At 70.9% G+C, this 25,894-nt stretch carries 24 protein-coding genes and 1 tRNA gene; 5 read left to right on the top strand and 20 right to left on the bottom strand.

Annotated elements, in window-relative coordinates:
• Positions 1-79: 79 nt before the first annotated feature.
• From BUE30_RS07975 to BUE30_RS07940, 8 genes are read right to left on the bottom strand one after another with little or no spacing between them, the layout of a single operon-like run.
• A complete protein-coding gene (locus tag BUE30_RS07975) occupies positions 80-1,195 on the bottom strand; it encodes a protein-glutamate methylesterase/protein-glutamine glutaminase (protein WP_425303926.1) in 1,116 nt (371 codons plus the stop codon).
• Positions 1,192-2,040, bottom strand: coding sequence for a CheR family methyltransferase (locus tag BUE30_RS07970; protein ID WP_073328091.1), 849 nt, complete (start codon positions 2,038-2,040; stop codon positions 1,192-1,194). The genes BUE30_RS07975 and BUE30_RS07970 overlap by 4 nt, the downstream gene beginning before the upstream one ends.
• Entirely contained in the window at positions 2,028-2,513 is a 486-nt protein-coding gene (locus BUE30_RS07965; RefSeq protein ID WP_073328087.1) for a chemotaxis protein CheW, read from the bottom strand. Before BUE30_RS07965 ends, BUE30_RS07970 begins: the two co-directional genes overlap by 13 nt.
• A gap of 10 nt (positions 2,514-2,523) precedes the next feature.
• Entirely contained in the window at positions 2,524-4,185 is a 1,662-nt protein-coding gene (locus tag BUE30_RS07960) for a methyl-accepting chemotaxis protein (RefSeq protein ID WP_073328084.1), read from the bottom strand.
• Between the two features lie 9 nt (positions 4,186-4,194).
• On the bottom strand, positions 4,195-4,698 hold the full coding sequence (locus BUE30_RS07955; RefSeq protein WP_073328082.1) for a chemotaxis protein CheW: 504 nt from the start codon (positions 4,696-4,698) through the stop codon (positions 4,195-4,197).
• Entirely contained in the window at positions 4,698-6,584 is a 1,887-nt protein-coding gene (locus tag BUE30_RS07950; protein WP_073328079.1) for a chemotaxis protein CheA, read from the bottom strand. Before BUE30_RS07950 ends, BUE30_RS07955 begins: the two co-directional genes overlap by 1 nt.
• Positions 6,584-6,949, bottom strand: a complete 366-nt coding sequence (locus BUE30_RS07945; RefSeq protein WP_073328076.1) for a response regulator — start codon at positions 6,947-6,949, stop codon at positions 6,584-6,586. Before BUE30_RS07945 ends, BUE30_RS07950 begins: the two co-directional genes overlap by 1 nt.
• Positions 6,946-7,278 carry a hypothetical protein gene (locus BUE30_RS07940; protein ID WP_073328073.1) on the bottom strand — a complete coding sequence of 111 codons (333 nt, stop codon included), beginning with the start codon at positions 7,276-7,278 and terminating at the stop codon, positions 6,946-6,948. Before BUE30_RS07940 ends, BUE30_RS07945 begins: the two co-directional genes overlap by 4 nt.
• A gap of 156 nt (positions 7,279-7,434) precedes the next feature.
• Here BUE30_RS07940 and BUE30_RS07935 point away from each other — a divergent pair, with 156 nt between their 5' ends.
• Positions 7,435-9,183, top strand: a complete 1,749-nt coding sequence (locus BUE30_RS07935; RefSeq protein ID WP_073328069.1) for a hypothetical protein — start codon at positions 7,435-7,437, stop codon at positions 9,181-9,183.
• A 130-nt stretch (positions 9,184-9,313) separates the two neighbouring features.
• Here BUE30_RS07935 and BUE30_RS07930 read toward each other — a convergent pair whose 3' ends face one another.
• The 3 genes from BUE30_RS07930 to BUE30_RS07920 all read right to left on the bottom strand — a co-directional run bounded on the left by BUE30_RS07930 (position 9,314) and on the right by BUE30_RS07920 (position 11,114).
• Positions 9,314-10,270 carry a DMT family transporter gene (locus tag BUE30_RS07930; RefSeq protein ID WP_244526306.1) on the bottom strand — a complete coding sequence of 319 codons (957 nt, stop codon included), beginning with the start codon at positions 10,268-10,270 and terminating at the stop codon, positions 9,314-9,316.
• 305 nt (positions 10,271-10,575) lie between these two features.
• Positions 10,576-10,652: transfer RNA gene (locus tag BUE30_RS07925), tRNA-Met, on the bottom strand.
• A gap of 66 nt (positions 10,653-10,718) precedes the next feature.
• The gene (locus BUE30_RS07920; RefSeq protein WP_073328066.1) at positions 10,719-11,114 is read right to left on the bottom strand and encodes a hypothetical protein; all 396 of its coding nucleotides are present in this window, start codon (positions 11,112-11,114) and stop codon (positions 10,719-10,721) included.
• A gap of 101 nt (positions 11,115-11,215) precedes the next feature.
• Here BUE30_RS07920 and hemF point away from each other — a divergent pair, with 101 nt between their 5' ends.
• Positions 11,216-12,124 carry an oxygen-dependent coproporphyrinogen oxidase gene (gene hemF, locus BUE30_RS07915; protein WP_073328063.1) on the top strand — a complete coding sequence of 303 codons (909 nt, stop codon included), beginning with the start codon at positions 11,216-11,218 and terminating at the stop codon, positions 12,122-12,124.
• 31 nt (positions 12,125-12,155) lie between these two features.
• Here hemF and ggt read toward each other — a convergent pair whose 3' ends face one another.
• The 3 genes from ggt to BUE30_RS07900 are packed head-to-tail and all read right to left on the bottom strand — an operon-like array spanning position 12,156 to position 15,784.
• Positions 12,156-13,943, bottom strand: coding sequence for a gamma-glutamyltransferase (gene ggt / locus BUE30_RS07910; protein ID WP_073328061.1), 1,788 nt, complete (start codon positions 13,941-13,943; stop codon positions 12,156-12,158).
• Positions 13,944-13,996: 53 nt separating this feature from the next.
• Positions 13,997-15,037 (bottom strand): uroporphyrinogen decarboxylase, encoded by a 1,041-nt coding sequence (hemE, locus tag BUE30_RS07905; RefSeq protein WP_073328058.1) that lies wholly within the window; start codon positions 15,035-15,037, stop codon positions 13,997-13,999.
• A 54-nt stretch (positions 15,038-15,091) separates the two neighbouring features.
• Positions 15,092-15,784, bottom strand: a complete 693-nt coding sequence (locus BUE30_RS07900) for a helix-turn-helix transcriptional regulator (protein WP_073328055.1) — start codon at positions 15,782-15,784, stop codon at positions 15,092-15,094.
• A 255-nt stretch (positions 15,785-16,039) separates the two neighbouring features.
• On the opposite strand from BUE30_RS07900, the gene hemC reads away from it, so the two are divergent.
• Positions 16,040-16,981, top strand: a complete 942-nt coding sequence (gene hemC, locus BUE30_RS07895; RefSeq protein WP_073328053.1) for a hydroxymethylbilane synthase — start codon at positions 16,040-16,042, stop codon at positions 16,979-16,981.
• 62 nt (positions 16,982-17,043) lie between these two features.
• Here the strand turns inward: hemC and BUE30_RS07890 are convergent, their stop codons facing one another.
• Genes BUE30_RS07890 through clpS form a run of 3 tightly spaced genes read right to left on the bottom strand, consistent with a single transcriptional unit; the run spans position 17,044 to position 19,197 of the window.
• Positions 17,044-17,847 carry an SDR family NAD(P)-dependent oxidoreductase gene (locus tag BUE30_RS07890; RefSeq protein WP_073328050.1) on the bottom strand — a complete coding sequence of 268 codons (804 nt, stop codon included), beginning with the start codon at positions 17,845-17,847 and terminating at the stop codon, positions 17,044-17,046.
• 21 nt (positions 17,848-17,868) lie between these two features.
• Complete coding sequence (locus tag BUE30_RS07885; RefSeq protein WP_073328047.1) at positions 17,869-18,843, bottom strand: class I SAM-dependent methyltransferase; 975 nt, start codon at positions 18,841-18,843, stop codon at positions 17,869-17,871.
• Positions 18,844-18,852: 9 nt separating this feature from the next.
• The gene (clpS, locus tag BUE30_RS07880) at positions 18,853-19,197 is read right to left on the bottom strand and encodes an ATP-dependent Clp protease adapter ClpS (RefSeq protein ID WP_073328043.1); all 345 of its coding nucleotides are present in this window, start codon (positions 19,195-19,197) and stop codon (positions 18,853-18,855) included.
• 110 nt (positions 19,198-19,307) lie between these two features.
• On the opposite strand from clpS, the gene BUE30_RS07875 reads away from it, so the two are divergent.
• Together BUE30_RS07875 and BUE30_RS07870 are read left to right on the top strand one after the other, a co-directional pair.
• Positions 19,308-19,997 carry an HAD family hydrolase gene (locus BUE30_RS07875; protein ID WP_073328040.1) on the top strand — a complete coding sequence of 230 codons (690 nt, stop codon included), beginning with the start codon at positions 19,308-19,310 and terminating at the stop codon, positions 19,995-19,997.
• Positions 19,998-20,254: 257 nt separating this feature from the next.
• Positions 20,255-21,808, top strand: a complete 1,554-nt coding sequence (locus tag BUE30_RS07870; RefSeq protein ID WP_073330149.1) for a D-alanyl-D-alanine carboxypeptidase family protein — start codon at positions 20,255-20,257, stop codon at positions 21,806-21,808.
• Between the two features lie 55 nt (positions 21,809-21,863).
• Here the strand turns inward: BUE30_RS07870 and BUE30_RS07865 are convergent, their stop codons facing one another.
• Genes BUE30_RS07865 through BUE30_RS07855 form a run of 3 tightly spaced genes read right to left on the bottom strand, consistent with a single transcriptional unit; the run spans position 21,864 to position 25,887 of the window.
• On the bottom strand, positions 21,864-23,459 hold the full coding sequence (locus BUE30_RS07865; RefSeq protein WP_073328037.1) for an ABC transporter ATP-binding protein: 1,596 nt from the start codon (positions 23,457-23,459) through the stop codon (positions 21,864-21,866).
• Positions 23,456-24,805, bottom strand: a complete 1,350-nt coding sequence (locus tag BUE30_RS07860) for an ABC transporter permease (protein ID WP_083601268.1) — start codon at positions 24,803-24,805, stop codon at positions 23,456-23,458. The genes BUE30_RS07865 and BUE30_RS07860 overlap by 4 nt, the downstream gene beginning before the upstream one ends.
• Before the next feature lie 5 nt (positions 24,806-24,810).
• Entirely contained in the window at positions 24,811-25,887 is a 1,077-nt protein-coding gene (locus tag BUE30_RS07855) for a microcin C ABC transporter permease YejB (RefSeq protein ID WP_073328035.1), read from the bottom strand.
• Positions 25,888-25,894: the final 7 nt, after the last annotated feature.

The raw sequence follows: 25,894 nt of genomic DNA, 5'->3' as shown, positions 1-25,894 counted from the left end.
GGGTGGATCGGCATCCGCGATCTTCCCGAAGCGCGCGACGACCCGGGCGGAGGGGGGTGACGGTCCGTGCCCACCGTCCTCATGCGCCGGCACGGGTCTGGATCTCGGCGCTCCACTGGAGAACGAGATCCGGCAGGCGCGTCAGGGGATAGGCCGTGGTCGCGCCGCCCATGGCGAGTGCCTCTCGCGGCATGCCGAAGACGACCGAGGAGGCCTCGTCCTGGACGGCCGTGGCGGCGCCCGCATTGCGCATCTCCAGCAAGCCCCGCGCCCCGTCATCGCCCATTCCGGTCAGGACCAGCCCCAGGGCCTGCCGTCCGGCGGCCTGCGCCACCGAGCGGAACAGCACGTCGACAGAGGGACGATGGCGGGCGACCGGCTGGCCGTCCACGATATCGACGATGTAGCCGGCCCCGTTGCGCCGCAGCATCATGTGCTTTCCGCCCGGCGCCAGGTGCACCGTCCCGCGGATCGGCCTGTCCCCCGACGCCGCCTCGGTCACGGCCGGCTTGCAGAGGCGGTCCAGACGCTGGGCGAAGGTCCGGGTGAAATGTTCCGGCATGTGCTGCACGATCAGGATCGGCGGCAGGCCGGCCGGCAGCGCCGAGAGAAGCCTGACCAGCGCCTCGGTCCCGCCGGTCGAGGCGCCGATGGCGATGACCTGCCCGTTCGGCGGACCGGCCCCGGGACGGGGCGGAAGCTCGGGCAGGATCGCGTCCGCGGTCAGCTTCGGCCCCGGCCGAAGGGCCTTCGGCGCAACGTCCGCCTTGCGCTGGGGATGGGTCGAGGCGGCGGCACGGACCGCGTCGCAAAGCGTCACTTCCGCCTCCGCCACCTCTGCCGGGCTGCCGAGGCGGGGTTTGGCGACGACCTCCGCCGCCCCGGATTCCAGCGCCTTCATCGCGTTCTCCGACCCCCTTGCCGTGAAGCTGGAGCAGACGATGACGGGCATGGGGCGTTGCGCCATGATCCGCCGCAAGAAGGTCAGCCCGTCCATCCTCGGCAGGGCGAGATCGAGGATCAGCACGTCCGGCAACGCGCTGCGCATCTGTTCCGCCGCGTCGAACGGATCGCAGGCCGTCGCGGTGACGGCGATCCCCGGATCGGCGGAGAGAAGCCGCGTCAGTCCGGCCCGGGCCGCGGCGGAATCGTCGACGATCATCACGCGGATCGGGGCCTGCGACCGCGGCATCAGCGCCCCTCCCCCTTGCGGAACACGGCCGGCGCGACCTGCGACAGGCGGCCATCCTGCACGACCATCGATTCGGAGTGACCGACGAGCAGCCAGCCCCCGTCCCGAAGGTGACCGGCGACATTCGCGATCACCTCGGCCTGTTGCCGATCGTCGAAATAGATCAGGACGTTGCGCAGCAGGATCACGTCGAGTCCCTGGGCGACCTGGTAGGGTGGCGCGATCAGGTTCAGCTCGGCGAACCGGGTGCGGCGGCGCAGTTCGGGAACGATCCGGCCCTGCCCGGCCCCCTGCACGCCACGCCCCCGCATGATGTAGCGAGACGCGATGTCGGCCGGAACCGGGCCAAGCTGTTCGACGGTGTAGATGGCCCGGTCGGCCTGGTCGAGCACCGCGCTCGAGATGTCCGTCCCCAGGATCGCCCAATCGAGTTGGGGCGCCTCCTGCGCCGCATCGGCGAGTATCATGGCCGCGGTATAGGCCTCTGCCCCGGTCGAGGCCGCGGCGCTCCACAGCCGGAACCGCACCCGGGCGCCCGGCCGCGCGCGGGCAAGCGCCTCGGGCACGATCCGGTTCGCGAGCAGGTCGAAATGCCTGGGTTCCCGAAAGAAATCCGTCTTGTTGGTGGTCACGAGATCCACGATCCGCGGCCATTCGTCCGACAGTCCCCCGCCCTCGAAGAGATGGACGAGGTAGCCGTCGAGGTCCCGGAATCCGCCGTCGATCAGGCGTCGCCGCAGCCGCGAGGCGAGGAGATGGTCCTTGTCGGGCGGCATCCGGATGCCGGTCTCGCGGAAGATGTGGCTCCGCAGCCGCCCGCGAAGGTCGGGTGCCGTCAGCTGGGACATGGCACCGGCGTCCGACCGGGGGCGAGGATCGAGGGATCGAAGATCCGCCGCACGTCGAGGAGTGTGGCGATCGTCCCGTTGCGCCGCCCGATTCCCAGCACCATCCGTGGATCCCATTGCAGCATCTGCGCTTCGCCCAGCGGGGCGATCGCACCGTCATCGTCCAGCTTCGCGACCTCGATCACCCTGTCGACGCGAAGGGCGACCCGATGGACCGTCTCGCCGTTCGCGAGACTGAGAAGGAGAACCCGTGTCTCGTCGTCCTCTTCCCGGCCCGGCTCGCCCAGGATCCGGCGCAGGTCGACCAGCGGGACGGAAGTACCCCGCACGTCGATCAGGCCGAGAAGATGCGCCGGTGCGTTCGGCAGGCGGGCCGGCTTCTGCGGCGACAGGATTTCCTGGACCGTCCCCACCTCGACCCCGAAGAGCGACTCCGCGACCGAGAAGGTGACGACCGTGTCGGAGCTGATCATGCCGGCCGCCCTACGCCGCCTTGCCGCTGCCGGCCTGGCGCATGAAGTCGGCATCGAGGTCGTCCTCCGCCCCGCTCATGTCGAAGTCGAACCCCCCGCCCTGGAGCTTGCGCACGACCTTCGACTTGCCGTTGCCGGTCGCGGCCCTGGGGCGACTCGCGGGGACCGCGGGCTGGCCCCGGTCATCGGTGCGGAAGTAGGAGATCGAGGCGCGCAGGGTCTCCGACTGGGCCGACAGCTGCTCGGCGGTCGCGGACATCTCCTCCGAGGCGGAGGTGTTCTCCTGCGTGACCTTGTCGAGCTGCTGGATCGCCAGGTTCACCTGGGTCGCGCCGGAGGCCAGCTCGCGGCTCGCCGAGCTGATCTGGCTGACCAGTTCCGACGTGCGTTCGATGTCGGGGACCAGACCCTCCAGCATCTTGCCGGCCTCTTCCGCCGCCCGGACCGTGTTCCCGGAGAGCGCGGAGATCTCGCCCGCCGCGGTCTGGCTGCGCTCCGCCAACTTGCGGACCTCGGAGGCGACGACGGCGAAGCCGCGTCCGTGCTCGCCGGCCCGGGCGGCCTCCACGGCGGCGTTCAGTGCCAGAAGGTCGGTCTGGCGCGCGATCTCCTGCACGACCAGGATCCGCTCGGCGATGGTCTTCATCGCCTGCACCGCCTCGGCCACGGCGCGACCCGACTCGCGGGCATCGGAGGCGGATTTCCGGGCCATCTCCTCGGTCTGGGTGGCGTTGTCGGCCGTCTGCTTGATATTGGCGGTCATCTGCTCGACCGAGCTCGACGCCTCCTCGGTGGAGGAGGCCTGTTCCGTCGCGCCCTGACTGAGCTGCTCGGCCGTGGAGGCCATCTCCGACGATCCGGCGGCGACCTGTCCGGCGCCGCTGGTCACCTCGCCCACCACGCGGCGCAGGTTCCCGGTCATCTCGTTCATCGAGCCGAGCAGGTCCGAGATCTCGTCGTTGCTGGTGATCGCCACCGTCTCCGTCAGATCGCCGGTCGCCACCTTGCGGCTGAGGGCGATCGCCCGGGCGAGCCCCCGGGAAATGGTGACGACGATCCAGAAGCCGGCGATCACGCTGCCGATGGCGATGGCCGCCATGATCGTGAGCGTCAGGGTGCGCGCGGCGGCGTAATTGGAGGCCGCCGTCGCGGCCGCGTCGGCCAGCCCCTCCCGGTTGCGCTCGATGATGGACCCGATCTCGGCCTCCATGTCGCGCCAGGCCGCCTTTCCCTCGCCGTCCAGGAGGCGGAACGCCGCGAGCGTCTCGCCGGAATCGTCGAGTTCCATGGCCTGCGTATTGGCGTCCCGGATGCGGGCGAGGATCGCCTCGTAATTGTCCAGCGAACGCCGCCCCTCCTCCGAGGCGATCTCGCGCATCTGGCGCAGGGTCTCGTCATGGAGGAGCCGGGCCTCGTCCATGGCCGCGCCGACCTGCCGCTTCGCGGCCGGCGTCTCTGCCAGGAGGTAGTCGCGGACGTCGCGCTGGATGCGCAGCTGCTTGATGCTCAGTTCCTCGGCGAGGCGCACGCGTTCCACCTGGACGTTCACCACCTCGTCCATGCGGGATTGCATGCCCGACAGCCTGTCCAGCGCCAGCAGGCTGGCCCCGATCGAGGCCGCGACCAGCAGGATCAGGGTCAGGGAGAGCTTCAGTTTCAGGGTCAGTCGCATGTCGGCACCTCAGAGGTTTGGCCTGGACGGGTCGGCGCCGACGAGATGTTCGGCAAAGATCGCGTCGAGATCGGGAATGATGAAGAACCGGGGCCCCTTGCGTCCCACGGCCTGGACGAAACGACGCGGCCAGCGGGCGCCGACGCTCGGCACCTCGTCCAGCGCGGCACCCGCCACCTCGGTCACCTCGTGCACCTGTTCGGCCATGATGCCGACGATCGCGGGGATCCCCTCGAGCGGGAGGTCGAGGACGAGGATCCGCGTATCCGCGTCGGGCGGACGGATCGGCATCCTCAGGGGGATGCGCAGGTCGGTCAGCGGCACCACCATGCCGCGGACATTGATGAGGCCGGTGGCGAAGCCGGGCGCGTTCGGGACCCGGGTGATCGGCCCGGGCTCGATCACCTCCCGCAGGATGGCGGTGGGCACCGCGACCAGTTCGTCGCCGAGGCTGAGCGTGACCATGGTCGCGTCGGCCCGGCCCCGCGCGGCGGGATGGGTCGGCACCGACATCACGCGGCCTCCATGCTGTCGCGGGCCTGGCCGAAGGCGACGAGCTGCGGCACGTCGAGGATCAGCGCCACGGACCCGTCGCCGAGGACGGTCGCCCCGGAGAAGGTCTTGAGCGCGCTGTGGAGCGGCGAGAGCTGCTTGATGACGGTCTGGCTGGAGCCGATGATCCGGTCCACGGTCAGGCCGACCCGCAATTCCCCCGCGGTCACCACGACGACCTTCTGGAACGGACCCGGATCGCCGGTGCTGGCCAGCAGGTCCCGCATCCGAAGGAAGGGCACGAGCTGGCCGCGGACGTTCAGGAACCGCATGCCGTTCGAATTCCGGGCCTGTTCCCGGGGCAGCTCGATGATGTGCTCGACCGCGGCGAGGGGGATCGAGTAGCGCTCTCCCCCGATCTCCACCAGCAGGCCGTCGATGATCGCCAGCGTGAGGGGCAGTCGCATCCGGATGCGGGTCCCGTGGCCCGGCTCGCTGTCGACCTCGACGCTGCCGCGCAGCTGATCCACGGTCCGCCGCACCACGTCCATCCCGACGCCGCGGCCCGACAGTTCGGTCACCGATTCCGCGGTGGAGAAGCCCGGTTGCAGGATCAGCGCCCGGATGGCGGCCTCGTCGAGATCGGCGTCGACGGGGATCAGGCCGCGGGCGACCGCCTTCGCGCGGATCCGCGCGAGATCCAGTCCCCGTCCGTCATCGGCCAGCGTGATCGCGACCTCGGCCCCCGAATACCGGGCCGAGAGGCGGATCGTGCCGGTCGCGGGCTTGCCCATGGCCAGGCGGGAGGCGGCATCCTCCAGCCCGTGATCGGCGGAATTGCGGATCATGTGCAGCAGCGGATCCGCGAGGAGTTCGATCACCGTCTTGTCGAGTTCGGTCTCCTCGCCCTCCACCACCAGGGCGATGGTCTTGCCGAGCTGATCGTTCAGGTCGTGGACGAGGCGCCGGAAGCGACCGGTGATCGTCTCGATCGGCGTCATGCGGATCGACATCGTGGTCTCACGCATCCCGCTGGCGAGACGCTTGATCTCCTCCGAGACGGCGACGAGGTTCGGGTTGCCGTCCGCGGCCACGAGTTCCGCGAGCCGGGCCTCGGCGATGACGAGTTCCCCGACCCTGTCCATCAGCTCGTCCAGCCGTTCGGCGGGGACGCGCATCATCGCCCGGTCGCGTGCGCCGCCGCCCGCCGGCGCCACGGGCCCGGCCTCCTCTCCCGGCGGCCTCGTGTCCGGCGAGGCCCCCTCGCGCGCGAGGTCCAGGGCCAGGCCCTCGTCGTTGAAGACGAAGACCTCCCGGATGGCCTCCTCCGTCAGGTCCGGGGGCAGGGTCATGCGCCATCCGATGTACAGCCGGTCCGCGATCAGGTCCGCCAGCTCCGGCAGGTCGTCCAGGATCGGTTCGATCTCGTCCGCACCGAGCTGGCGCAACTCGTCCAGCAGGGCCTGCGGCCGGGCGCCGAGGACGAGGCAATCGGGGGCGAGACGGAAGCTCAGCCGCCAGGGCCGCCCGGCCCCCTGCGGCAGCTCGCCGCTGACGAGGGCGCGAAGCTCGTCGAGCAGGGCGGCGCCCGGCCCGGGCGGGCCGCCGTCCAGCAGCGACACGGCGTGGTCGCAGGCCCGCAGACCCAGCTTCACCAGGGGCGGACTCACCGACAGCTTCCCTTCCCGGACGGTCTCGAACGCCGTTTCGAAGTCGTGGAGGAAATGGGCGAGCTCGGCATGACCGAACATCGCGCCGGAGCCCTTCAGCGTGTGCAGGTCGCGGAAAACGCTGTCGATCAGTCCCTTGTCCCCGGGGCGCTCCTGCATGTCCAGCAGCCCGGCCTCGAGGCTCTCGGTCAGCAACCGCGCCTCGATCAGGAACATCTCGTCGGCACTCGCCGCCATCAGCCCACCACCTTTCTCACGACGCCCAGCAGCTTCTGGTCGTCGAAGGGTTTGGTCATCCAGCCGATCGCCCCCGCGGCGCGCGCCTTCTGCTTCAGGGCGTCGGCATTCTCGGTCGACAGGAAGATGACCGGCACGCCCGCGCTGCCCGGCATCCGGCGGAAGGCCTGGATGAAGCCGATGCTGTCGAGCCGGGGCATGTTCTGGTCGGTGATGACGGCGGCGGGCATGGCCGAGCGGACCCTGTCCAGCGCCTCCTGGCCGTCCGTCGCCTCCACCGGGGCATAGCCCGCCATGCGGAGGGTCGAGGAGATCAGCCGGCGGACCGAGTCGGAATCGTCCACGACGAGGATCTGCCGGCTCATTCCGCGCCCCCCGCCCGGCCGGCGGCCGCATCGTCCGCGACCGGAGCCGCGCCCGCCGGCCGCCCGGGGCCCGGCAGCGGAACGGGCTGGTACAGCCTGTCGAGGGCGAGGGCCGACCACGTCCTGCCCGCCGGACTGCCTTCCGCCATGCGCAGCATCAGCGGCCGACCCTCCGTCTCGGCCCGGCGCAGCGCGGCGACGATGAGCTGGGCCCCGGCAGCGTCGAGCTCGTCCTCGGCGGACAGGTCCATCCTCCGGTCGGGCCCGTCGAGCACGGCCAGGAGATGCGCCCTGGCCGTCGCGACCGCCGGGATCGTGTACTGTGTCATGGATGGTCCTGTTCCGGTCCGGTCGCCGTCGGCATAGACGGCAAAGTCCTAAGACAAGCTGAAGCCGCGACCTTCCCGGTCCGCCGCCCCCCTAACCCGTCGTTAAGGTCGTGTCCCTACGGTCCGCCCCGGCGAGACAGGCGGGCGAACGCGCAGATGGGAACGATCACGAGCATTCGGGGGGGCGACCCGGGGCCTTCGGGCTGCGCCGGATCCGACCTGCCGGACGGGGTGATCGGCACGGTCGAGGAGGCGATCGGCGGCGTGGAGGGGGCCTTCACCGACGCGGCCGAGGCGCTGGTATCCGGGGCGGACCGGCTCCGGGCCGTCACCTCGGTGCTGGAGACCTATCGCACGGGCCTTCTGGCGCTCGACGCCGCGGGACTGGAGGCGGGGATCCAGCAGATCGTCGCCGACCTTGCCGCCGCGCGCCTTGGTTTCGCGGAGGAGAGCGCCGCGACGGGGCGGATCCATGCCGCGCTCCGTTCGGCCGGACCGGCCCTCGCCGACCTGTCCTCCGGGGTCCGCACCCTCGAATGCTTCACCAGCACCGCCCGGGTGGTGGAGACCGAGCTGGGCGGCGACGGGTCGCAGACCTTCTCGGAACAGATCCGCCTGTTGTCCGAGCGGAGCCGGGCCGGCTACCGGCAGCTCGGGTCGAGCCATGCCGAGCTGGCCGGACAATGCGACGCGATCCGCGCGCGGCAGATGGCCTTCCGCGACGAGGCGATGCGAGAACTGGAGGGGCTCGGCGCCGAACTGGATCGCCTGGCCGAGCGCATCCGCCCCTGCCTCGAGGCCGCCGCGGCGGAGACGGAGGGGCTGAACGGCGCGCTAGCCCGGCTGACGCGCGCCATGACCACGTCCATGGCCGCGCTGCAGGTGGGCGACAGCTTCCGGCAGAGGCTGGAGCATGTCCGCGATGCCCTGCGGGACCATGCCGGCCCCGGGGACGCCGCCCGCCGCGTGGTGGCCCGCATCGCCGCCGCCCAGATCGTCGCGGCGGCCGAGGCGCTGGACCGCGACCTCGATCGGCTCGGCGCCTCGATCCGGGCGATCGCCGCGGATACGGCCGCCCTTCTCGACTGGTCCGGAACGCTGTTGCGGGAGTCGCAGATCACCCACCTGCTGGAGCCGCTGGAACGGGCGGGCGGTTCGGGCCTTGCCCGGCTCTATTCGCTGCAGGAGGATCGCCGCCAGCTCGACCTGCAGCTGTCGGGGATGAGGGCATCGCTGAAGGTGATGGACGGCGTGATGGCGGACCAGTCCGTCGTCGACGAGGAGATGCGCCTCGGCAGCTACAACGTCGCCCTCAGGAGCCTTCGGTCGAAGGACAAGGGCGCGGTGATGAGCTGCGTCGCCCGACAGACGGGCGAGCTCATCGACGCCTGCCTGTCGGCCCGGCGCCGGATCGTTTCGCAGATCGGAGAGGTTCGACGGACCATCACCGAGGCGATCGGGCGGGGCGATGCCAGGGTCGCGGCCCGACTCGACGACATCGCGGGCGGCCTGTCCGACCTCGGGCGGCTCCTGCAACTCTGGCGGGATCTGGGGGACAGCCTCGCGGCTCTGGCCGAGGCGGGACCGGCGGCCATCGCGTCCTTCCGGCGCTGCGCGGACGCCATGGGAGGACAGGCCCAGAGGCTGGAGGCGCTGCGCCGGGCCGCGGCCGAGTTGCAGGACCTGTCCGCCGGCGCGCTCGATCCGGAGGCGCCGGAGGCACGGCAGGCGGCCGCGGCCCTGCGCGCCCTCTACTCGGTCCCCCAGGAGCGCGAGATCCACGATCTGATCTGTCCGCCCGAGGGGCAGATCCCGGCGACGGCGGACGGAGCCCCGGCTTTCACCCCACGGGACGCGTCAGGGCCCGGGGCGCCTGCCGAAGCGGAGGAGTTCGACTGGTTCTGACCGCGCGCCCTCGATCCCGGCGCCCAGATTCGCCGGGGGTGCCGCCGCGCGATGGCACGGAATCAGCTGGGCGCGCCCCCATATTGGCGTTCCGGCGCCGGCTCGCCTCCGTCCTTGCGGGGTCGCGGGGTCAACGCGGCTTGATCCGGCGGCTCGGGTGGCCGGCAGGCTCGATCGAGGCGGGGCGGACCCGCTCGCGGTGGACGATGTAGAGGCCGGAAGCCAGGATGATCGCGATGCCGGTCCAGGTCGCCCCGTCGGGGAAGTGCCCGAAGACGAGGTAGCCGGCGGCGGTGGCGCCGATGATCTCCAGATACTGGAACGGCGCGAGGAACCCCGCCTCGGCATGGCGGAACGCCTCGGCGATCAGGACATAGCTCGCCGCCGCCAGCGCGCCGCTGCCGAGGAGGAAGGCCCAGCCCTCGCCGGAGAGCGTAGCCACGCGGGGCTCCAGAAGACCGGCCCAGTGCAGCAGCGCCGACAGGACGGCCATCCCGAGGCAGGCATAGACCGTGGCGCCGACCTGGATCGTCAGCGCCGACCGGCGGCGCGAGGCGATCCGCAGCACGATCATGTTCACCGCGTAGGCGAGTGCCGCGAGGAGCGGCAGCAGCATCGCCGCGTCGAAACCAGCCCCCGGCCGCATCACGATCACCGCCCCCAGGAGGCCCACGCCGACGGCCGCCAGCCGCCGCCATCCCACGGCCTCGCCGAGAAGCGGGCCCGCCAGCACCGTGAGCAGAAGCGGCTCGACGAAGAAGATGGCGATGGCGGTGGCGATCGGCATGACCGCGAAGGCGGCGATCAGGCTGGTGAGGGTCGTCATCACCAGGAGCCCCGACAGCGCGACGATCGGCGAGAACATCGGCCCGCGCAGCCGCGCGCGCAGCAGCAGCGCCGCCGGCATGAGGAACCCCGCCTGCGCGATCACCCGTCCCGTCGCGATCTCGACCGGGTGCAGCGCCTCGGTGAGAAGCTTGGCGAGCGTGTCGCCGAGCGGCAGCAGCATCATCGCCGCCACCATGCAGGCCATCCCGGTGAAGGGGCTGGTCCCCGCCGGTGTCGGAATCATCGTCGTCTGGGCCATCGTGGCACCTCGTCACTCCGGACCCCGCCCCCCGGAGGGGAGGGGTGGACGTCCGGGCGTGCAGGACCGTCGATTCGAGAGAGACCGCAGCGGGAGTCGCGACGCCATCGCGCGCTGCGGAACCGAGAGCAGGAAACACGATCCGGCGCCGCGTGTCCAACAGCTGCGGATCCTGCCCCCCCTTCCGGCGGGTGCGGATCGCGGGGGGCAGGCTGTCGGGCACCCGGCCATCCCGGCGCCGTGCCGGACGACCCTCCGCACGGCGTGCCGCGCAGGGTCGAAACCACAACGGATATCGGGGATGATGGTAGCGGAGGAGGGACTTGAACCCCCGACACGCGGATTATGATTCCGCTGCTCTAACCAACTGAGCTACTCCGCCGAGCCGCCGGTCAGATAGGCCCGGCGCGAGAATGCGTCAACCGCTAAATCGCGGGGGCGCGCGGCGTCACTCGGGGTAGCGCAGCGTGCAGGAGCGGACCGCCTCCTCGACCGCGCGGCGCTGCGCTGCCTGCCGCTCGAGCAGGGAATCGAGCTTGGCGCGCTCGGCGTTGAGGTCGATCGCCACGGGTTCGTCGCGGGTGCGGGTGACCGTCCGGTCGCAGCTGCTGTAGCCGCTGAGCTGGCCGTTCAGGTCGTAGACCGGGCAGCGATCGTCGACGACCCGCACCTCCTCGACCTCGCGCAGCGCGTAGCCCCGCCCGATGTTCGCCCGCGTCTCGGCCACGAGACGATCGATCACGCGCAGCTCGCGGTTGGCGCTGGAGATGCAGGCCTCGCGCGGGGTGGCGCAGGCGGCGAGCGCGAGAAGCGCGGCGAGGAGGGGCAGGACGGGACGGAACATGGGACGGGACCCTCTTTGGGCGGCGGGCCGCGCCCCTGCCGCGTTGGCGATGGGCCGCATCCGATGCTAGGAGGCGGCTGTTAGGCAATAGCAGGCCCCCGATGACCGAGACCACCCCCCGCCCCGACCCGCGGCACGACGAACGGACCCGCGCCGCCGCCTGGTTCCGCACCCTGCGCGACGAGATCGTCGCCGCCTTCGAGCGGGTCGAGGCGACGCATGATGCCGGCCCGGGATCGGACCTGCCCGCCGGCCGGTTCGAGGTGACCGAGACGCGCCGCGCCTCGGAGGACGGATCGGATGCCGGCGGCGGGCTGATGAGCGTGATGCGGGGCGGCCGGGTGTTCGAGAAGGTGGGGGTCAACGTCTCGACCGTCTACGGCCGGCTGGGCGCGGCCGCGCAGCGGTCGATGGCGGCGCGCGGCGTGCCGGGCATGGAGGAGGATCCCAGCTTCTGGGCCTCAGGCATCAGCCTCGTCGCCCATATGCGCAACCCGCACGTCCCGGCTGTCCACATGAACACGCGGATGTTCTGGACGCCGCATGCCTGGTGGTTCGGCGGCGGGGCGGACCTGAACCCGGCGCTCGAATACGACGAGGACACGGCCGATTTCCACGCCGTGCTGAAGGCGCATCTCGATCCGCACGGGGCCGGGGAATATCCGCGGCTGAAGGCCTGGGCCGACGAGTACTTCTTCATCCCGCACCGGAACCGCGCCCGGGGCGTCGGCGGCATCTTCATGGACGACCGCAATACCGGCGACTGGGAGGCGGATTTCGCGCTGACGCAGGATATCGGCCGCGCCTTCCTTCCCGCCTTCCTGCCGCTGGTCGACCGGCGGCGCGGCATGGACTGGGGCGAGGCCGAGAAGGAGGCCCAGCTGATCCATCGCGGTCTCTACGCCGAATACAACCTCGTCTACGACCGGGGCACCAAGTTCGGCCTCGCCACCGGGCACGACGCGAACGCCGTGCTGATGTCCCTGCCGCCGATGGCGAAGTGGGTCTGAGGGCCGGCCCGGATGTCCGGCCCCCCGGGCGTCACTCGCCCAGCGCGATGCCCTCGCGCCGGGGATCGGCGCCGCCTTCCAGCCGCTCGCCGATCTCGATCGCGTGCAGACCGGAATTGAGCCCGGTCACGCCGACCTCGAATCCCATCGCCTCGAGCTCGGCCTGAAGGCCGGCCAGCTCGGTCCCCTCCTCGAGGTCGAACGTGCCGAACCGGTTGACGCCGTGCGCCATCGCGACGGCCTCCTGCACGTTCATGTCCCAGTCGACGACGCCGATGATCGCCTGCGCGACATAGCCGATGATCCGGCTGCCGCCCGGAGAGCCGATGACCAGCATCGGCGCGCCATCCTGCATCACGATGGTCGGCGCCATCGAGGAGCGGGGCCGCTTGCCCGGCTCCACCCGGTTGGCAATGGGAACGCCGTTCTCGTGGCTGGCGAAGGAGAAATCCGTCAGCTCGTTGTTGAGCAGGAAGCCGCCCGGCGCCATCAGCCGCGAGCCGAAGCCGTTCTCGATCGTCGTCGTCATCGACAGGGCGTTGCCGTAGCTGTCGACGATCGAGATGTGCGAGGTGGAGGGCAGTTCGATCGACCGGTCGTCCGCCCAGAGCAGCGCGTGATCGAAGGCGGGCATCCCGGGCTCGACGCTCTGCAGCGCCGTCTCGCCCGCCAGCAGCGCGGCGCGGGTCGAGAGGTAGTCCGGGTCGACCAGCCCCTCGGTCGGGACGGGTACGAAGTCGCTGTCGGCCATGTAGCGGCCGCGATCAGCGAAGGCGAGGCGCGAGGCGTCGCCGATCAGGCGCCAGACCCCGGCATCCCCGGGCCCCGCGCTCAGGTCGTGGCTGTCCAGCATGCCGAGGATCTGGCCCACGGTCAGCGCGCCCGAGGAGGGCGGGCCCATGCCGCAGACATCGAGCCCGCGATACGCCGCGCAGACCGCCGGACGTTCCACCACCTCGTAGGCGTCGAGGTCGATCTGTGCCAGGACGCCCGGATTGCCGGCCGCGTCCTGCACGGTGGAGAGGATGCCCTCGGCGATGGCGCCCTCGTAGAACACGTCCGACCCGTTCTCGGCGATGGCGCGCAGCGTCTCGGCATAGGCCGGGTTGGTCAGCGTGTCGCCCGCTTCGATGGCGGAGCCGCCGGGCAGGAAATAGGCCGCCGTCGCCTCGAACCTGCCGAGCCGCTCGGCATCCTCGGCCACCAGCTCGGCGAGGCGGGGCGAGACGGTGAACCCGTCCTCGGCCAGCGCGATCGCCTCGTCGAAGAGGCCGGCCCATTCCGCCTCGCCCCAGGCCTCGTGCGCGGCCTCCATCAGGGCGGGGGTGCCCGGCGTGCCGACGGAAAGGCCACCGACCACCGCGTCGAAGAAGCCCATCGGCTCCCCGTCCGGGGTCTGGAACAGCAGCGGCGTCGCGGCGAGGGGCGCCGTCTCGCGCCCGTCGAGCGTGGTCAGCTCGCCGGTTTCCGCGTCGTACCAGACGAGGAACGCGCCACCGCCCAGGCCGGAGGATTGCGGCTCGACCAGCCCCAGCACCGCCTGGACCGCGACCATCGCGTCGGCGGCCGTGCCCCCCTCGCCGAGGATGCGGGCCCCGGCCTCGACGGCGAGCGGGTTGGCGGCAGCGACCATCCAGTCCTCCGCGATGACCGGCTCGCCGGACTCCTTCGTCGCCAGCGCCGCCGCCGCGGCGTCGGACAGGCCCTCGAAGGCCCCCGTCGCCGCGTCCGCCTCGGGTTCGACCGCGTCGGCCGCCTGCTGCGCGATGGCGCCACCGGCCAACAGGCAGAATGCGGTTGTCGTCAGGAAACGTGTCATCGGGGGCCCTCCCACGGCCGGTTCGGATCGCGGCCGGCTCGGGACGGGCGGGCCTAGGAGGTCAGCCTGTCCCGAATCGTGTCGATCATCAACCTCACGTTGTCCGGGTCCGCATCGGGGGTGATCCCGTGCCCGAGGTTGAAGATGTGCGGCCCGCCCGAGAAGGCCTCGACGATCGCCCGCGTCTCCGCCACGAGCGCGTCGCCCCCCGTCACCATGTGCGAGGAGGCGAGATTGCCCTGCACGCAGCCGCCGGGCTGGACCTCGCGCGCGGCCCAGTCCGGGGCGACGCCGTCGTCGAGCGCGATGCAGTCGGCGCCGATGGCCGCGTGCAGACCGGCATAGCGCTCTCCCGCGCCGCGGGGGAAGGCGATGACCGGCAGCCCGGGATGGCGCGCCTTAAGCGCGGCCGTGATCTCGGCCATCGGGGCGACCGAGAACCGGGCGAAATCCTCGCCCTGCAGCGAGCCGGCCCAGCTGTCGAACAGCTTGACCACCTCGGCACCCGCCTCGACCTGGGCGGAGAGGTACTCGATCGTGCCCTCGACGAGGCGGTCGATGATGGCGCGGAAGAGGGCCGGGTTCGCCTCCTTCATCGCGTGGGCGGGCCCCTGGTCCGGGGTGCCGCGCCCGGCGATCATGTAGGTGGCGACGGTCCAGGGCGCCCCGGCGAAGCCGATCAGCGTCGTCTCGGCGGGCAGGCCCTTCGAGAGGATCCGCACCGTCTCGTAGATCGGGGAGAGCGTGTCGTGCACCGCGCTCGCCGGTCTCAGCGCGGCAAAATCGGCCTCGGACGCGATCGGCGTCAGCTTCGGCCCCTCCCCCGTCTCGAACCACAGCTCCATCCCCAGCGCCTGCGGCAGCAGAAGGATGTCGGCGAACAGGATCGCGGCATCGAAGCCGTAGCGGCGGATCGGCTGGAACGTGACCTCCGCCGCCAGCTCGGGCGTGTAGCACAGCGACAGGAAGTCCCCCGCCTCGGCCCGCGTCGCCTTGTATTCCGGCAGGTAGCGCCCCGCCTGCCGCATCATCCAGACGGGCGGCACCGGCAGCGTCTCGCCCCGCAGGGCCCGCAGGATCGTCTTGTCGGTCATCGCGGTGCCTTCCTTGCTCTCCGGGGAGGGAGGTCGTCGCCCGCCCCCCGGAAGTCAAGCGGCGCCGCCCGCGACCTTCTCCGCGCCCTCCCGCTCGGCCCAGAGGGACCGCAGCAGGTCCCCCTGTCCGGCGAAGCTCTCCTCCAGCGTCTCGCAGCCCCAGATGCGGTCGATGCGGAAGTGCCGGAAGTCGGCCCGCAGGTCGCACCAGGCGGCGAGCATCTTCACCTCGACATGGTAGATCAGGACGAGGGGGCGGATCACCCGCTCGGTCTCGCCCTCCGGGGCGCGATAGTCGATCCGCAGCTTGCGCTCCTCCCGGATCGCCTGACGCAGCTGCGCGACGGGCACGCAGCCGAGGCCGGGATCGTCCATCGGCGCGCCGAACGGGGCGACATGCAGCCAGGTCGCGGGGCCGTGCAGCGCGTCGATCTTGTCGCGCACCCGCCGGCCCGCCCGGACCAGCGCGCCGTCGCCGGTGCGCATCAGCATGGCCAGGCCGACGCGCAGCGCCTCCGCCTCCTCGGTATCGAAGTTGAGCGGGGGGAGGTCGTAGCCCCGCCGCAGCACGTAGCCGATCCCCGCCGCCCCCTCGACCGGCACCCGCATCGCCTGCAGCGCGGAGATGTCGCGGTAGATGGTCCGCGGGCTCACCTCGAGCGCCGTCGCCAGATCCTGCGCCGTGCGCGGACCCGGGGCGGCGCGCAGGGTCTGGATCAGCTCGAACAGGCGGTCGGGGCGGGACATGGGGGCAGGATAGCCGTCTTGCCCCTGACAGCACAGGGCGGGCTGCTGACACCAGCATGGCAGGAGCGATGTGATCTGCGATGCGGCGCCGCTCCCATGCCGGACCCCGCCCAATGACCTTCTACGACCATGCCGTTCTCCAGCACCTCAAGCTCGGACCGTGGGCCGAAAGCCCGCCCCGGGCGCCCCGCCGCAGACGGCGCGGGTGGCGCCGCCGCTTGAAAGCCCTCTTCGGGGTGCCGTAAGCCCCTCCCCATGACAGACGACGCCCCCACCCCCGACGCCCCCCTCCGCATCGGCACCCGCGGCTCGCCGCTGGCGCTGGCCCAGGCGCACGAGACGCGGGACCGCCTGATGGCCGCGCACGGCCTGCCGGAGGCCGCGTTCGAGATCGTGGTGATCAAGGTCACCGGCGACCGGGTGCAGGACCGCGCCCTGCGCGAGATCGGCGGCAAGGGCCTGTTCACCCGCGAGATCGAGGAGGCGCTGATCGCCGGCGAGATCGACCTCGCCGTCCATTCGATGAAGGACATGCCGACGCTCCAGCCCGAGGGGCTGATCCTGGACACCTACCTGCCGCGCGAGGATCCGCGCGACGCCTTCGTCACGCTGGGGCACGGCGGCCTCGCCGATCTGCCGCGGGGGGCCGTGGTCGGCACCTCATCGCTGCGGCGGCGGGCGCAGGTGATGGCGCGGCGCCCGGACCTGTACGTGGTCGAGTTCCGGGGCAACGTGCAGACGCGCCTGCAGAAGCTGCGGGACGGCGTGGCGCAGGCGACCTTCCTCGCCATGGCGGGGCTGAACCGGCTCGGCTATGCCGATGTCGCGCAGAGCCCGGTCGCGCCCGAGGACATGCTGCCCGCCATCGCGCAGGGCGCCATCGGGATCGAGCGCCGGACGAGCGACGACCGGGTCGCGGCGCTGCTGGCCCGGATCCACCACCGCGCGACCGGCCTGCGGCTCGCCGCGGAACGGGCGCTGCTGGAGGGGCTGGACGGGTCGTGCGAGACGCCGATCGCCGGCCTCGCCGAGCTGACGGGCGACAGCCTGCGCCTGCGGGGCGAGATCCTGTCCGAGGACGGGGCGCGCGTGCTGTCCGACGACGTCACCGGCCCGGCGACCGACGGGCCGGAGATCGGCCGGGCCATGGCCGCCCAGCTACTGGAGCGCGCCGGCCCGGATTTCTGGACCGACTGACTCTTTCTTCGCAGGGAAGACAGATATCTCGGCCGTCCATCGGCCGCGGGCGGAACGCGGCCCTAATGCGCCGCCACCCCGGCCGCGTCGAGCAGCGTGCGCCCGCCATCGACCGTGATCACCTGCCCGGTCACGAAATCCGCCGAATCGCTGGCGAGGAACTGCACCGCCTCGGACACCTCGCCCGGACCCGCGATCCGCGCCAGCGGCGTGTGCGAGACGATCTCGCCCCGCATCCCGTTGTCCTCCTTGAGAGAGCCCTTGAGCGAAGCGCTCATCACGGAGCCGAAGGCGACCGCGTTCACCCGGATCCGGTGCGGCGCCAGCGCCACGGCGAGCGAGCGTGTCAGCTGGTCGAGCGCGGCGGTCGAGACGGAATAGGCCAGCAGGTCCGGATGCGCCCGGCGGGCGGCGATGGAGGACAGGTTGATGATCGATCCCAGCGTCCCCTCCTCCTGGTCGGCGCCGATCTTGATCATCTTCTTCGCCGTCGCCTGGCAGAGCCGCATCGCGATCATCAGGTTCTGCTCGAGCATCTCGTGCATCGAGCTGTCGTCGGGGTCGAGCGGGTCGGTCGGCACGACCTGGCGCGCCGCGTTCACCAGGATGTCGACCCGGTCATAGGCGTCGATGGCGAGGCTGAGCAGGTTGGCGATGGTCAGCTTCTCGCGCAGGTCGCCGGTGAAGCAGCGGGCCGCGCCCTCGTCCTTCACCATGTCGCCGATCTCGCGCATCAGCGTCTCCTCGTCGCGGTCGACGAAGACGACGTTCGCCCCGGCCTCGACGAAGCGGCGTCCGATGGCGAGGCCGACACCGTTGGCGGCACCGGTCACGATGGCGGTCTTGCCCGCGATGGAAAACGACATGTCGGGGGGCTCCGCTGAGGATCAGGCCCCGCTGCGGGGCCGCGACGCGTGAAGGACCTTGAACCCCGCCGTCTCGCGCAGGGTTTGCGTTCGCGCAAAGGCGCCGTCCAGGGCCTCTTCATACGGAAGCTGCCGATTCGCGACAAGCCAGAGCTGACCGTCCCGCGTCAGCCCCCGGGCCGCCGCGGCGATGAAGGCACGGCCGAGGCCGGGATCGGCGGCGCGCCCGGCATGGAAGGGCGGGTTGGTCACGACACCGTCCCAGGGCCCGCCCGGATGGGTCGTCGCATCCGCCCGGACGAAGCGGGCACGGGGATCGGTCACGTTCAGCCGCGCACAATCGAGGGCCAGCCCCTCCCCTTCCACGAGGTCGAGGGCGGTCACCCCCTCCCGCGTCAGGATCGCCCGCGAGAGGTAACCCCAGCCGGCGCCGAGATCGGCCATCCGGGGGGGCAGCTGCGGCGGCAGCGTCTCGGCCAGCAGGATCGAGGCCGGGTCCGGCCCGTCCTGGCTGAACACGCCGGGCCTGGTGACGAACCCGTCGGCCACCTCGCGGGGGCCGGGATCGTCCCAGGCGGCGAGGTCGGCGCCCGGCGGCACGACGAAGAGCCGGCCATGCGCGGCGCTCAGCGAGGGCACGTCGCCGCCAGTCAGCTTCCGCAGGTCGCGCCAGTGGCTGTCGATGCCGTCGGTCTTCTGCCCGTCCACCGCCACGACATCGGCCCGCCGGGTCGCCGCCGCGATCAGGGCCCGGGCATGGGCCTTGCCGCGGGGCACATGGACCAGCGCCAGCGCCGCGGCCCCGCCCTCGTCGAGGGCGAAGCCCCGGCCCGCCCAGTGATCGGCTTTGGGCGCGAAGGTGGTGAGGACGCGCACCCGCTCGCGCGGCAGGGCCGAGAGGTCGGCCCCCGCGGGCGGCTCGACCGCCAGCACCTCGCCGTCCGGCAGGTCGAGCAGCCGCGCCTCCAGCGCGGCGGAAAGCCGGTCACGCGCCAAGGCCGGGACCTATTCCTTTTCCATCGTGCATTGCAGCGGGTGCTGGTGCCGCTGCGCGAAGTCCATCACGAGGGCGACCTTCGTCTCGGCGATCTCGTGGGTGAACACGCCGACCACGGCGACGCCCTTCTTGTGCACCGTCAGCATCAGGTCGAAGGCCTGCGCATGGGTCATCCCGAAGAACCGCTCCAGCACGTGGACCACGAATTCCATCGGGGTGTAATCGTCGTTCAGGATCAGCACCTTGTAGAGCGGAGGCTTGCGCGTCTTCGTCCGCGTCTCGAGCTTGACGCCGGCCCCGCCGTCGCGGTCGTCGTCATCGTCGTCCTGCATCGTCCAGATGTCCGTCGTCATCGGCGCCCCATCCCGGGTCGGGCCCGGTTCGTCTGTCTCGGCTGGTAGGCCCGTGTATATATGCGCCCGGACCGCGCTGAAAAGGCCGCGGCCGGGCAGAGGAGGGGCCGATGACCGATCTCGCGGAATGGACCGTCGGCTTCGATGCCGACGACACGCTCTGGCACAACGAGCGGTACTTCCAGATGACCCAGGCCAGCTTCGCGCGGCTGCTGGCGGACCATGCCGATCCCGCCGATCTCGGCCCCCGGCTCGACGCGGTGGAGCGGCGCAATCTCGGCCGCTACGGCTTCGGCATCAAGGGCTTCACCCTCTCGATGATCGAGACGGCGGTCGAGGTGACGGAGGGGCGGGTGCCGGGCGCCGTGATCGGCGAGATCCTCGCCGCCGGACGCGACATGCTGGCGCATCCGGTCGAGCTGCTGCCCGGCGCGCGGGACGCGGTCGAGAGCCTCGCGGGAGAGGCGCGGCTGCTGCTGGTGACCAAGGGCGATCTGCTGGACCAGGAACGCAAGCTCGCGGCCTCGGGCCTCGGCGAGCTCTTCGACGGGGTCGAGATCGTCAGCGACAAGACGGCGCGAACCTATGCCCGTCTCTTCGACCGGCCCGACCGCTCCGCGATGGTCGGCAATTCGCTGCGGTCCGACATCCTGCCGGCGATCGAGGCCGGGGCCTGGGGCATCCATGTCCCGTACGAGACAACCTGGTCCTACGAGCGCGCGGAAACGCCGCGGGGGGCCGAACGGTTCCGCCGGATCGAGTCGCTGCGGGACCTGCGCGCCGTTCTGGGCACGCTCTGATCCTCAGGCCGCCTGACGAATCCCGCATGTAGCGGCAATCCGCCCCCCGCTCGGCAGGTTTAGGTTGCAGATGAGCTTCGCCGCACAATCCTTGGAAAGTCGGGCCTTCCGGGACTCACGGGGTCGTGCTAGCGTCCTTCTCAATCAAGGGATCCGCCACGATGCGGACCCGCCCGAGGCAGACAGTTTCAAAGGTGACCATCGTGTCCATCCGACAGCTCCGTCTGGCGGCCCGTATGGGCCTGCTGTTCCTGTTCATGCTCGCCGCAGCGGCGCTGGCGCCGCAGACCGGCCGCGCCGCGCCTTACGCGGCGATGGTGATGGATGCCCGGACGGGCGAGATCATCCATTCGCGCAACGCCGAGACCCGGCTGCACCCGGCCTCGCTGACGAAGATGATGACGCTCTACATCGCGTTCCAGGCGATCGAGCGGGGCGAACTCGGGCTCGATACCGAGGTACGGATCACCTCGCTCGCCGCGAACGAGCCGCCCTCGCGGCTCGGCCTTCAGACCGGGCAGACGATCCGGATGCGCTACCTGATCCGCGCCGCCGCGATCCGCTCGGCCAACGATGCGGCCACGGCGATCGGCATCGCGATCTCGGGCTCGGAGGACGCCTTCGCCCGCCGGATGAACGCGACCGCCCAGGCGATGGGCATGACGAGCACGACGTTCCGCAACGCCAACGGCCTGACGCAGGAGGGGCACATGTCGACGGCGCACGACATGACCATCCTCGGCCGCCACATGATCTACGACTTCCCGCAATACTATAACCTGTTCTCGCGCCGCACGGCCGATGCCGGCATCGCGCAGGTGACGAACACCAACCGCCGCTTCCTCGACGCCTACGAGGGCGCCGACGGGATCAAGACCGGGTTCACCAATGCCGCCGGCTTCAACCTCGTCGCCAGCGCGCAGCGGGGCGACCGGCGCATCATCGCCACCGTCTTCGGCGGCACCTCCACCGCCGACCGCAACGCACGCGTGGCCGAGCTGCTGGACATGGGCTTCGCCCATGCCCCGTCGCTCGCGCCGCTCTCGACCCCCGAGGCGGTCGCGGCGCAGGACCCGGGCGGGGCGACGGACCCGATGCTCCTCTCGTCGTCGACCATCAACGCCCCGCCGGCCGCACGGACGATCCGCACGAGCGGCCTCGTCACCCGGGCGGTCCGTCCCGAATCCCGGCCCGGTTCGGCCCCGAGCAGCGCCGACCGCGTCACCGACGAGCTGATCGCCGAAACGCTGGACGACATCCTGGGCGAGACCGCCGAAGCGCCCCCGCCGACAGCGGAGAGCCCGTTCGACGCGGTGACCGAGGACGGGACCGTCCTGACCTTCGTCGAGGGCGCGCCGCCCGCCGGCGAGGCGACGACCGGCTCGACCGCCGCGATCCTCGAAGGGGCGGAGCTGTCGCTGAACGACGCCGTCTCGGTCTCGTCCGACGGCATGGCCCTGCCGGCGGGCGAGACCCCGCGCGAGATCATCATGAGCGCGGCGGACATCGCCCTGCCCGAAGGCGTCGAGGAAGAGGCCGAGCCGGTCATGGTGTCGCGCCTGTCGACCAGCGGCGGCCATCACTGGGGCATCAATGTCGGCCGCTTCAACTCGCAATACGACGCCGAGCGTCACCTCGTGCAGGTCACCCTCAACGAGGCCGCGGTCCTGTCCGAGGGGCTGCGCCGGGTGATCCGTCAGCCGACCGGCTTCGACGCGAACGTTCTGGGCCTGACGCGCGAGGATGCCGACCTCGCCTGCCGGCGCCTCCAGGCGCGCGGCACCACCTGCTTCATGCTCGGCACCGACTGATCGAGGTCCCGGCCGCACGGGTCAAGGGATCGCCCGCTGGCGACCCGACCCCGGCTCAGGCGGCCCGCCCCTCGAAGGCGGCGGCCATGAGCTGGCGGGTATAGTCGGTCCGCGGCGCGTCGAAGATCTCCTCGGCGCTGCCCGCCTCGACCACGTCGCCGTTCTTCATCACGATGACCTTGTGGCTGAGGGCGCGCACGACCTTCAGGTCGTGCGAGATGAAGAGGTAGGCGAGCCCGTATTTCGCCTGCAAGTCGCGCAGCAGCTCGACGATCTGCACCTGCACCGTCATGTCGAGCGCGCTGGTCGGCTCGTCCAGGACGATCAGCTTCGGCCGCAGGATCAGGGCGCGGGCGATGGCGATCCGCTGGCGCTGCCCGCCCGAGAATTCGTGCGGGTAGCGGTCCATCGCGGCGGGATCGAGCCCGACCTCGGCCATGATCTCGGCCACCATCTGCCGCCTGTCGCGCCCCTTCTCGACCCCGTGCACGCCGAGCCCCTCGGCGATGATCTGCTCCACCGTCATGCGCGGCGAGAGCGAGCCGTAGGGATCCTGGAAGACGATCTGCATCTCGGACCGCAGCGGCCGCATGGCGCGCGGCGACAGCCCGTCGATGGCCCGCCCCCGGAACGAGATGCCCCCCTCCGACCGGATCAGCCGCATCAGGGCGAGGGCCAGCGTCGTCTTGCCCGACCCGCTCTCGCCCACCACGCCCACGGTCTCCCCGGCGCGGACGGTCAGCGTCGCGTCGTTGACCGCCTTCACGTAGCCCGCGGTCCGTTTCAGCAGGCCGCGATGGATGGGGAACCAGATCTTCAGATGCTCGGTCCCCGCGACGACGGGCGCGTCCTGCGGCACCGGGTTCGGGCGGCCCGCGCTCTCGGCGCCCAGCAGCATCCGCGTATAGGGATGGCGCGGCGCGTCGAATATCTCGGCCGTGGGCCCGTGTTCCACGATCTCGCCGTCCTTCATCACGCAGACCCGGTCGGCGATCCGGCGCACGATGGTCAGGTCGTGGGTGATGAAGAGCATCGACAGCTTCTCGCGCGATTTCAGGTCCGCGAGCAGGTCGAGGATCTGCGCCTGGATCGTCACGTCGAGCGCGGTCGTCGGCTCGTCCGCGATCAGCAGCTGCGGCCGGTTCGCCAGCGCCATGGCGATCATGACCCGCTGGCGCTGTCCGCCCGAGAGCTGGTGGGGATAGGCGTTGAGCCGCGTCTCGGCATCGCGGATGCCGACCTCGGTCAGCAACTCCACGATCCGGGTCCGCACCGCGTCGCCGCGCAGGCCCTGATGCAGCTCGATCGATTCGCTCAACTGCTTCTGGATCGTGTGGAGCGGATTGAGCGAGGTCATCGGCTCCTGGAAGATGAAGCTGATGTCGTTGCCGCGCACGTCCCGCAGCCGCTGGTCGGACGCGCCGATCATCTCGGTCCCCCGGTAGCGGACATGGCCCGACACCTCGGCCGTCTCGCCCAGCAGCTGCACGGTCGACAGCGCGGTGACGGACTTGCCGGACCCCGATTCGCCGACCAGCGCGACCGTCTCCCCCTCCGCCACGGTGAAGCTGACGCCCCGCACCGCGCGGATCAGCGCGCCGTCCTGGCGGAAGCGGACGTTCAGGTTCTCGACTTCCAGCAGCGCGCTCATGCCGTCCTTCCTTCCGCCTCGATCTCGCGCTCCCCGGCCTCTGCCTCCGCCGCCGAGGGGCCGCCGCTGAACGTCTTGCGCGGATCGAAGGCGTCGCGGATCCCCTCGAAGACGAAGACGAGCAGCGACAGCATGATCGCGAAGGTGAAGAAGGCGGTGAAGCCGAGCCAGGGCGCCTGCAGGTTCTGCTTCGCCTGCAACGTCATCTCGCCCAGCGACGGCGCCGAGGAGGGCAGCCCGAAACCGAGGAAGTCGAGCGAGGCGAGCGTCCCGATCGCGCCGGTCACGAGGAAGGGCAGCATCGTCACCGTCGCCACCATCGCGTTCGGCAGCATGTGCCGGAACATGATGGTCCGGTCGCTGACCCCCAGCGCCTTGGCCGCGCGGACATATTCGAAGTTGCGGGCGCGCAGGAACTCCGCCCGCACCACGCCGACCAGCGCGGGCCAGCCGAAGAGCACGGTCAGGAAGACCAGCAGCCAGAAACTTCGCCCCAGGATCGCGAAGAGGATGATGATGACGTAGAGGCTGGGCGTGCCGGTCCAGATCTCGATGAAGCGCTGGAAGATCAGGTCGGTCCAGCCGCCGAAATAGCCCTGCACCGCGCCCGCCACGACGCCGATCACCGACGAGGCGACGGTGACCATCAGCGCGAAGAGGATCGACAGGCGGAAGCCGTAGATCACCCGCGCCAGCACGTCCCGCTTGGTGTCGTCGGTACCCAGAAGGTTCGACCCCCGCTGCCCGGGCGGCAGCAGGCCGAACGACGTCTCTCCGTCCTCGCCCTCGTAATAGCCGATGACGTTGGGCGGGGCGGGGGCGACGCCGGGCCGGTCGACGATCGTGTCGTAGGAATAGGGGATCGGCGGCCAGAGCATCCAGCCCCTCTCGAACCCCTCCATCTGCAGATCGAAGCCGTTGTTGACCCGGGCCAGGATCTCGCCCGGCGTGTCGAAGCAATCCTCCACCCCGCCGGTCACGATCAGGCATTGCACCTCGGGGTCGCCATAGGCCGCCTCGGTCGGGAAGTCGCCGCCGAAGTCGCGCTCGGAATAGAAGCTGAAGATCGGCATCCGCAGCTCGCCCCGGTAGCTGACGAGGATCGGCTTGTCGTTGGCGAGGAATTCCGAGAACAGCGACAGCCCGAAGAGCAGGCCGAAGATCACGGCGGACCACAGGGCGCGGCGGTTGCGCTTGAAGTTGCGCCAGCGGCGCTGATTGAGCGGCGAGAGCCGCGCCTTGCGGCCGGCGGGGGCGCCGACCGGCGTCAACGTGGTCGAGGGATCGGCCGCGGCGCCCGGATGCGGGGCCGAGGAGGCGCCCTCGTTGATGCGGGGATCGGACATCGGCGCTATCCCCTGCTCTCGAAGTCGATCCGCGGATCGATGAAGACGTAGGTCAGATCAGTGATGATCCCGATGACCAACCCGATCAGCGAGAAGGCGAAGAGCGTGCCGAACACTACCGGGTAGTCCCGCGCCAGCGCGGCCTCGTAGCCGAGCCGTCCCAGGCCGTCGAGGCTGAACAGCGTCTCGATGATGAGGGAGCCGCCGAAGAACACGCCGATGAACAGCGCCGGAAAGCCCGAGATCACGATCAGCATCGCGTTGCGGAAGACGTGCCCGTAGAGGACCCGCCGCTCGGCCAGCCCCTTGGCGCGCGCGGTCATCACGTACTGCTTCTTGATCTCGTCGAGGAACGAGTTCTTCGTCAGCAGCGTCAACGTCGCGAAGGACGAGATGAGAGAGGCGGTCACCGGCAGCGTGATGTGCCAGAAATAGTCCAGGACCTTGCCGATCAGGCTCAGATCCTCCCAGTTGTCGGAGGTGAGGCCCCGCAGCGGGAAGATGCGGAAGTAGCTGCCGCCGGCGAAGAGCACGATCAGCAGGATCGCGAAGAGGAAGCCCGGGATCGCGTAGCCGACGATGATCGCGCCAGACGTCCAGGTATCGAAGGCCGAGCCGTCCCGGACCGCCTTGCGGATGCCGAGCGGGATCGAGATCAGGTAGGCGATCAGGGTCGACCACAGACCCAGCGTGATCGAGACCGGCAGCTTCTCGAGCACCAGGTCCACGACCGAGATCGAGCGGAACCAGCTCTCGCCGAAATCGAACCGCATGTAGTCCCACATCATCAGCATGAACCGCTCGAGCGGCGGCTTGTCGAAGCCGAATTCCCGCTCGAGCTGGGCGATGAAGTCGGGCGGCAGGCCCCGGGCGCCGACATAGTCGGAGCCGGTGTCGCCCATGGTCACCTCGGACCCGCCGCCCGAGATGCTCTCGAACACGTCGCCGCCGCCTTCCATCCGAGCGATGATCTGCTCGATGGGCCCGCCGGGCACGAACTGGGTCAGGGCGAAGTTGATGATCATGATCCCGAGCAGCGTGGGGATCACGAGCAGCAGCCGCCGCAGGATGTAGGCGCCCAAGGGCTCC

The organism is Wenxinia saemankumensis (genome assembly GCF_900141735.1).
Lineage (GTDB): Bacteria > Pseudomonadota > Alphaproteobacteria > Rhodobacterales > Rhodobacteraceae > Wenxinia > Wenxinia saemankumensis.
This window is presented reverse-complemented; position numbering and strand designations above follow the sequence as displayed.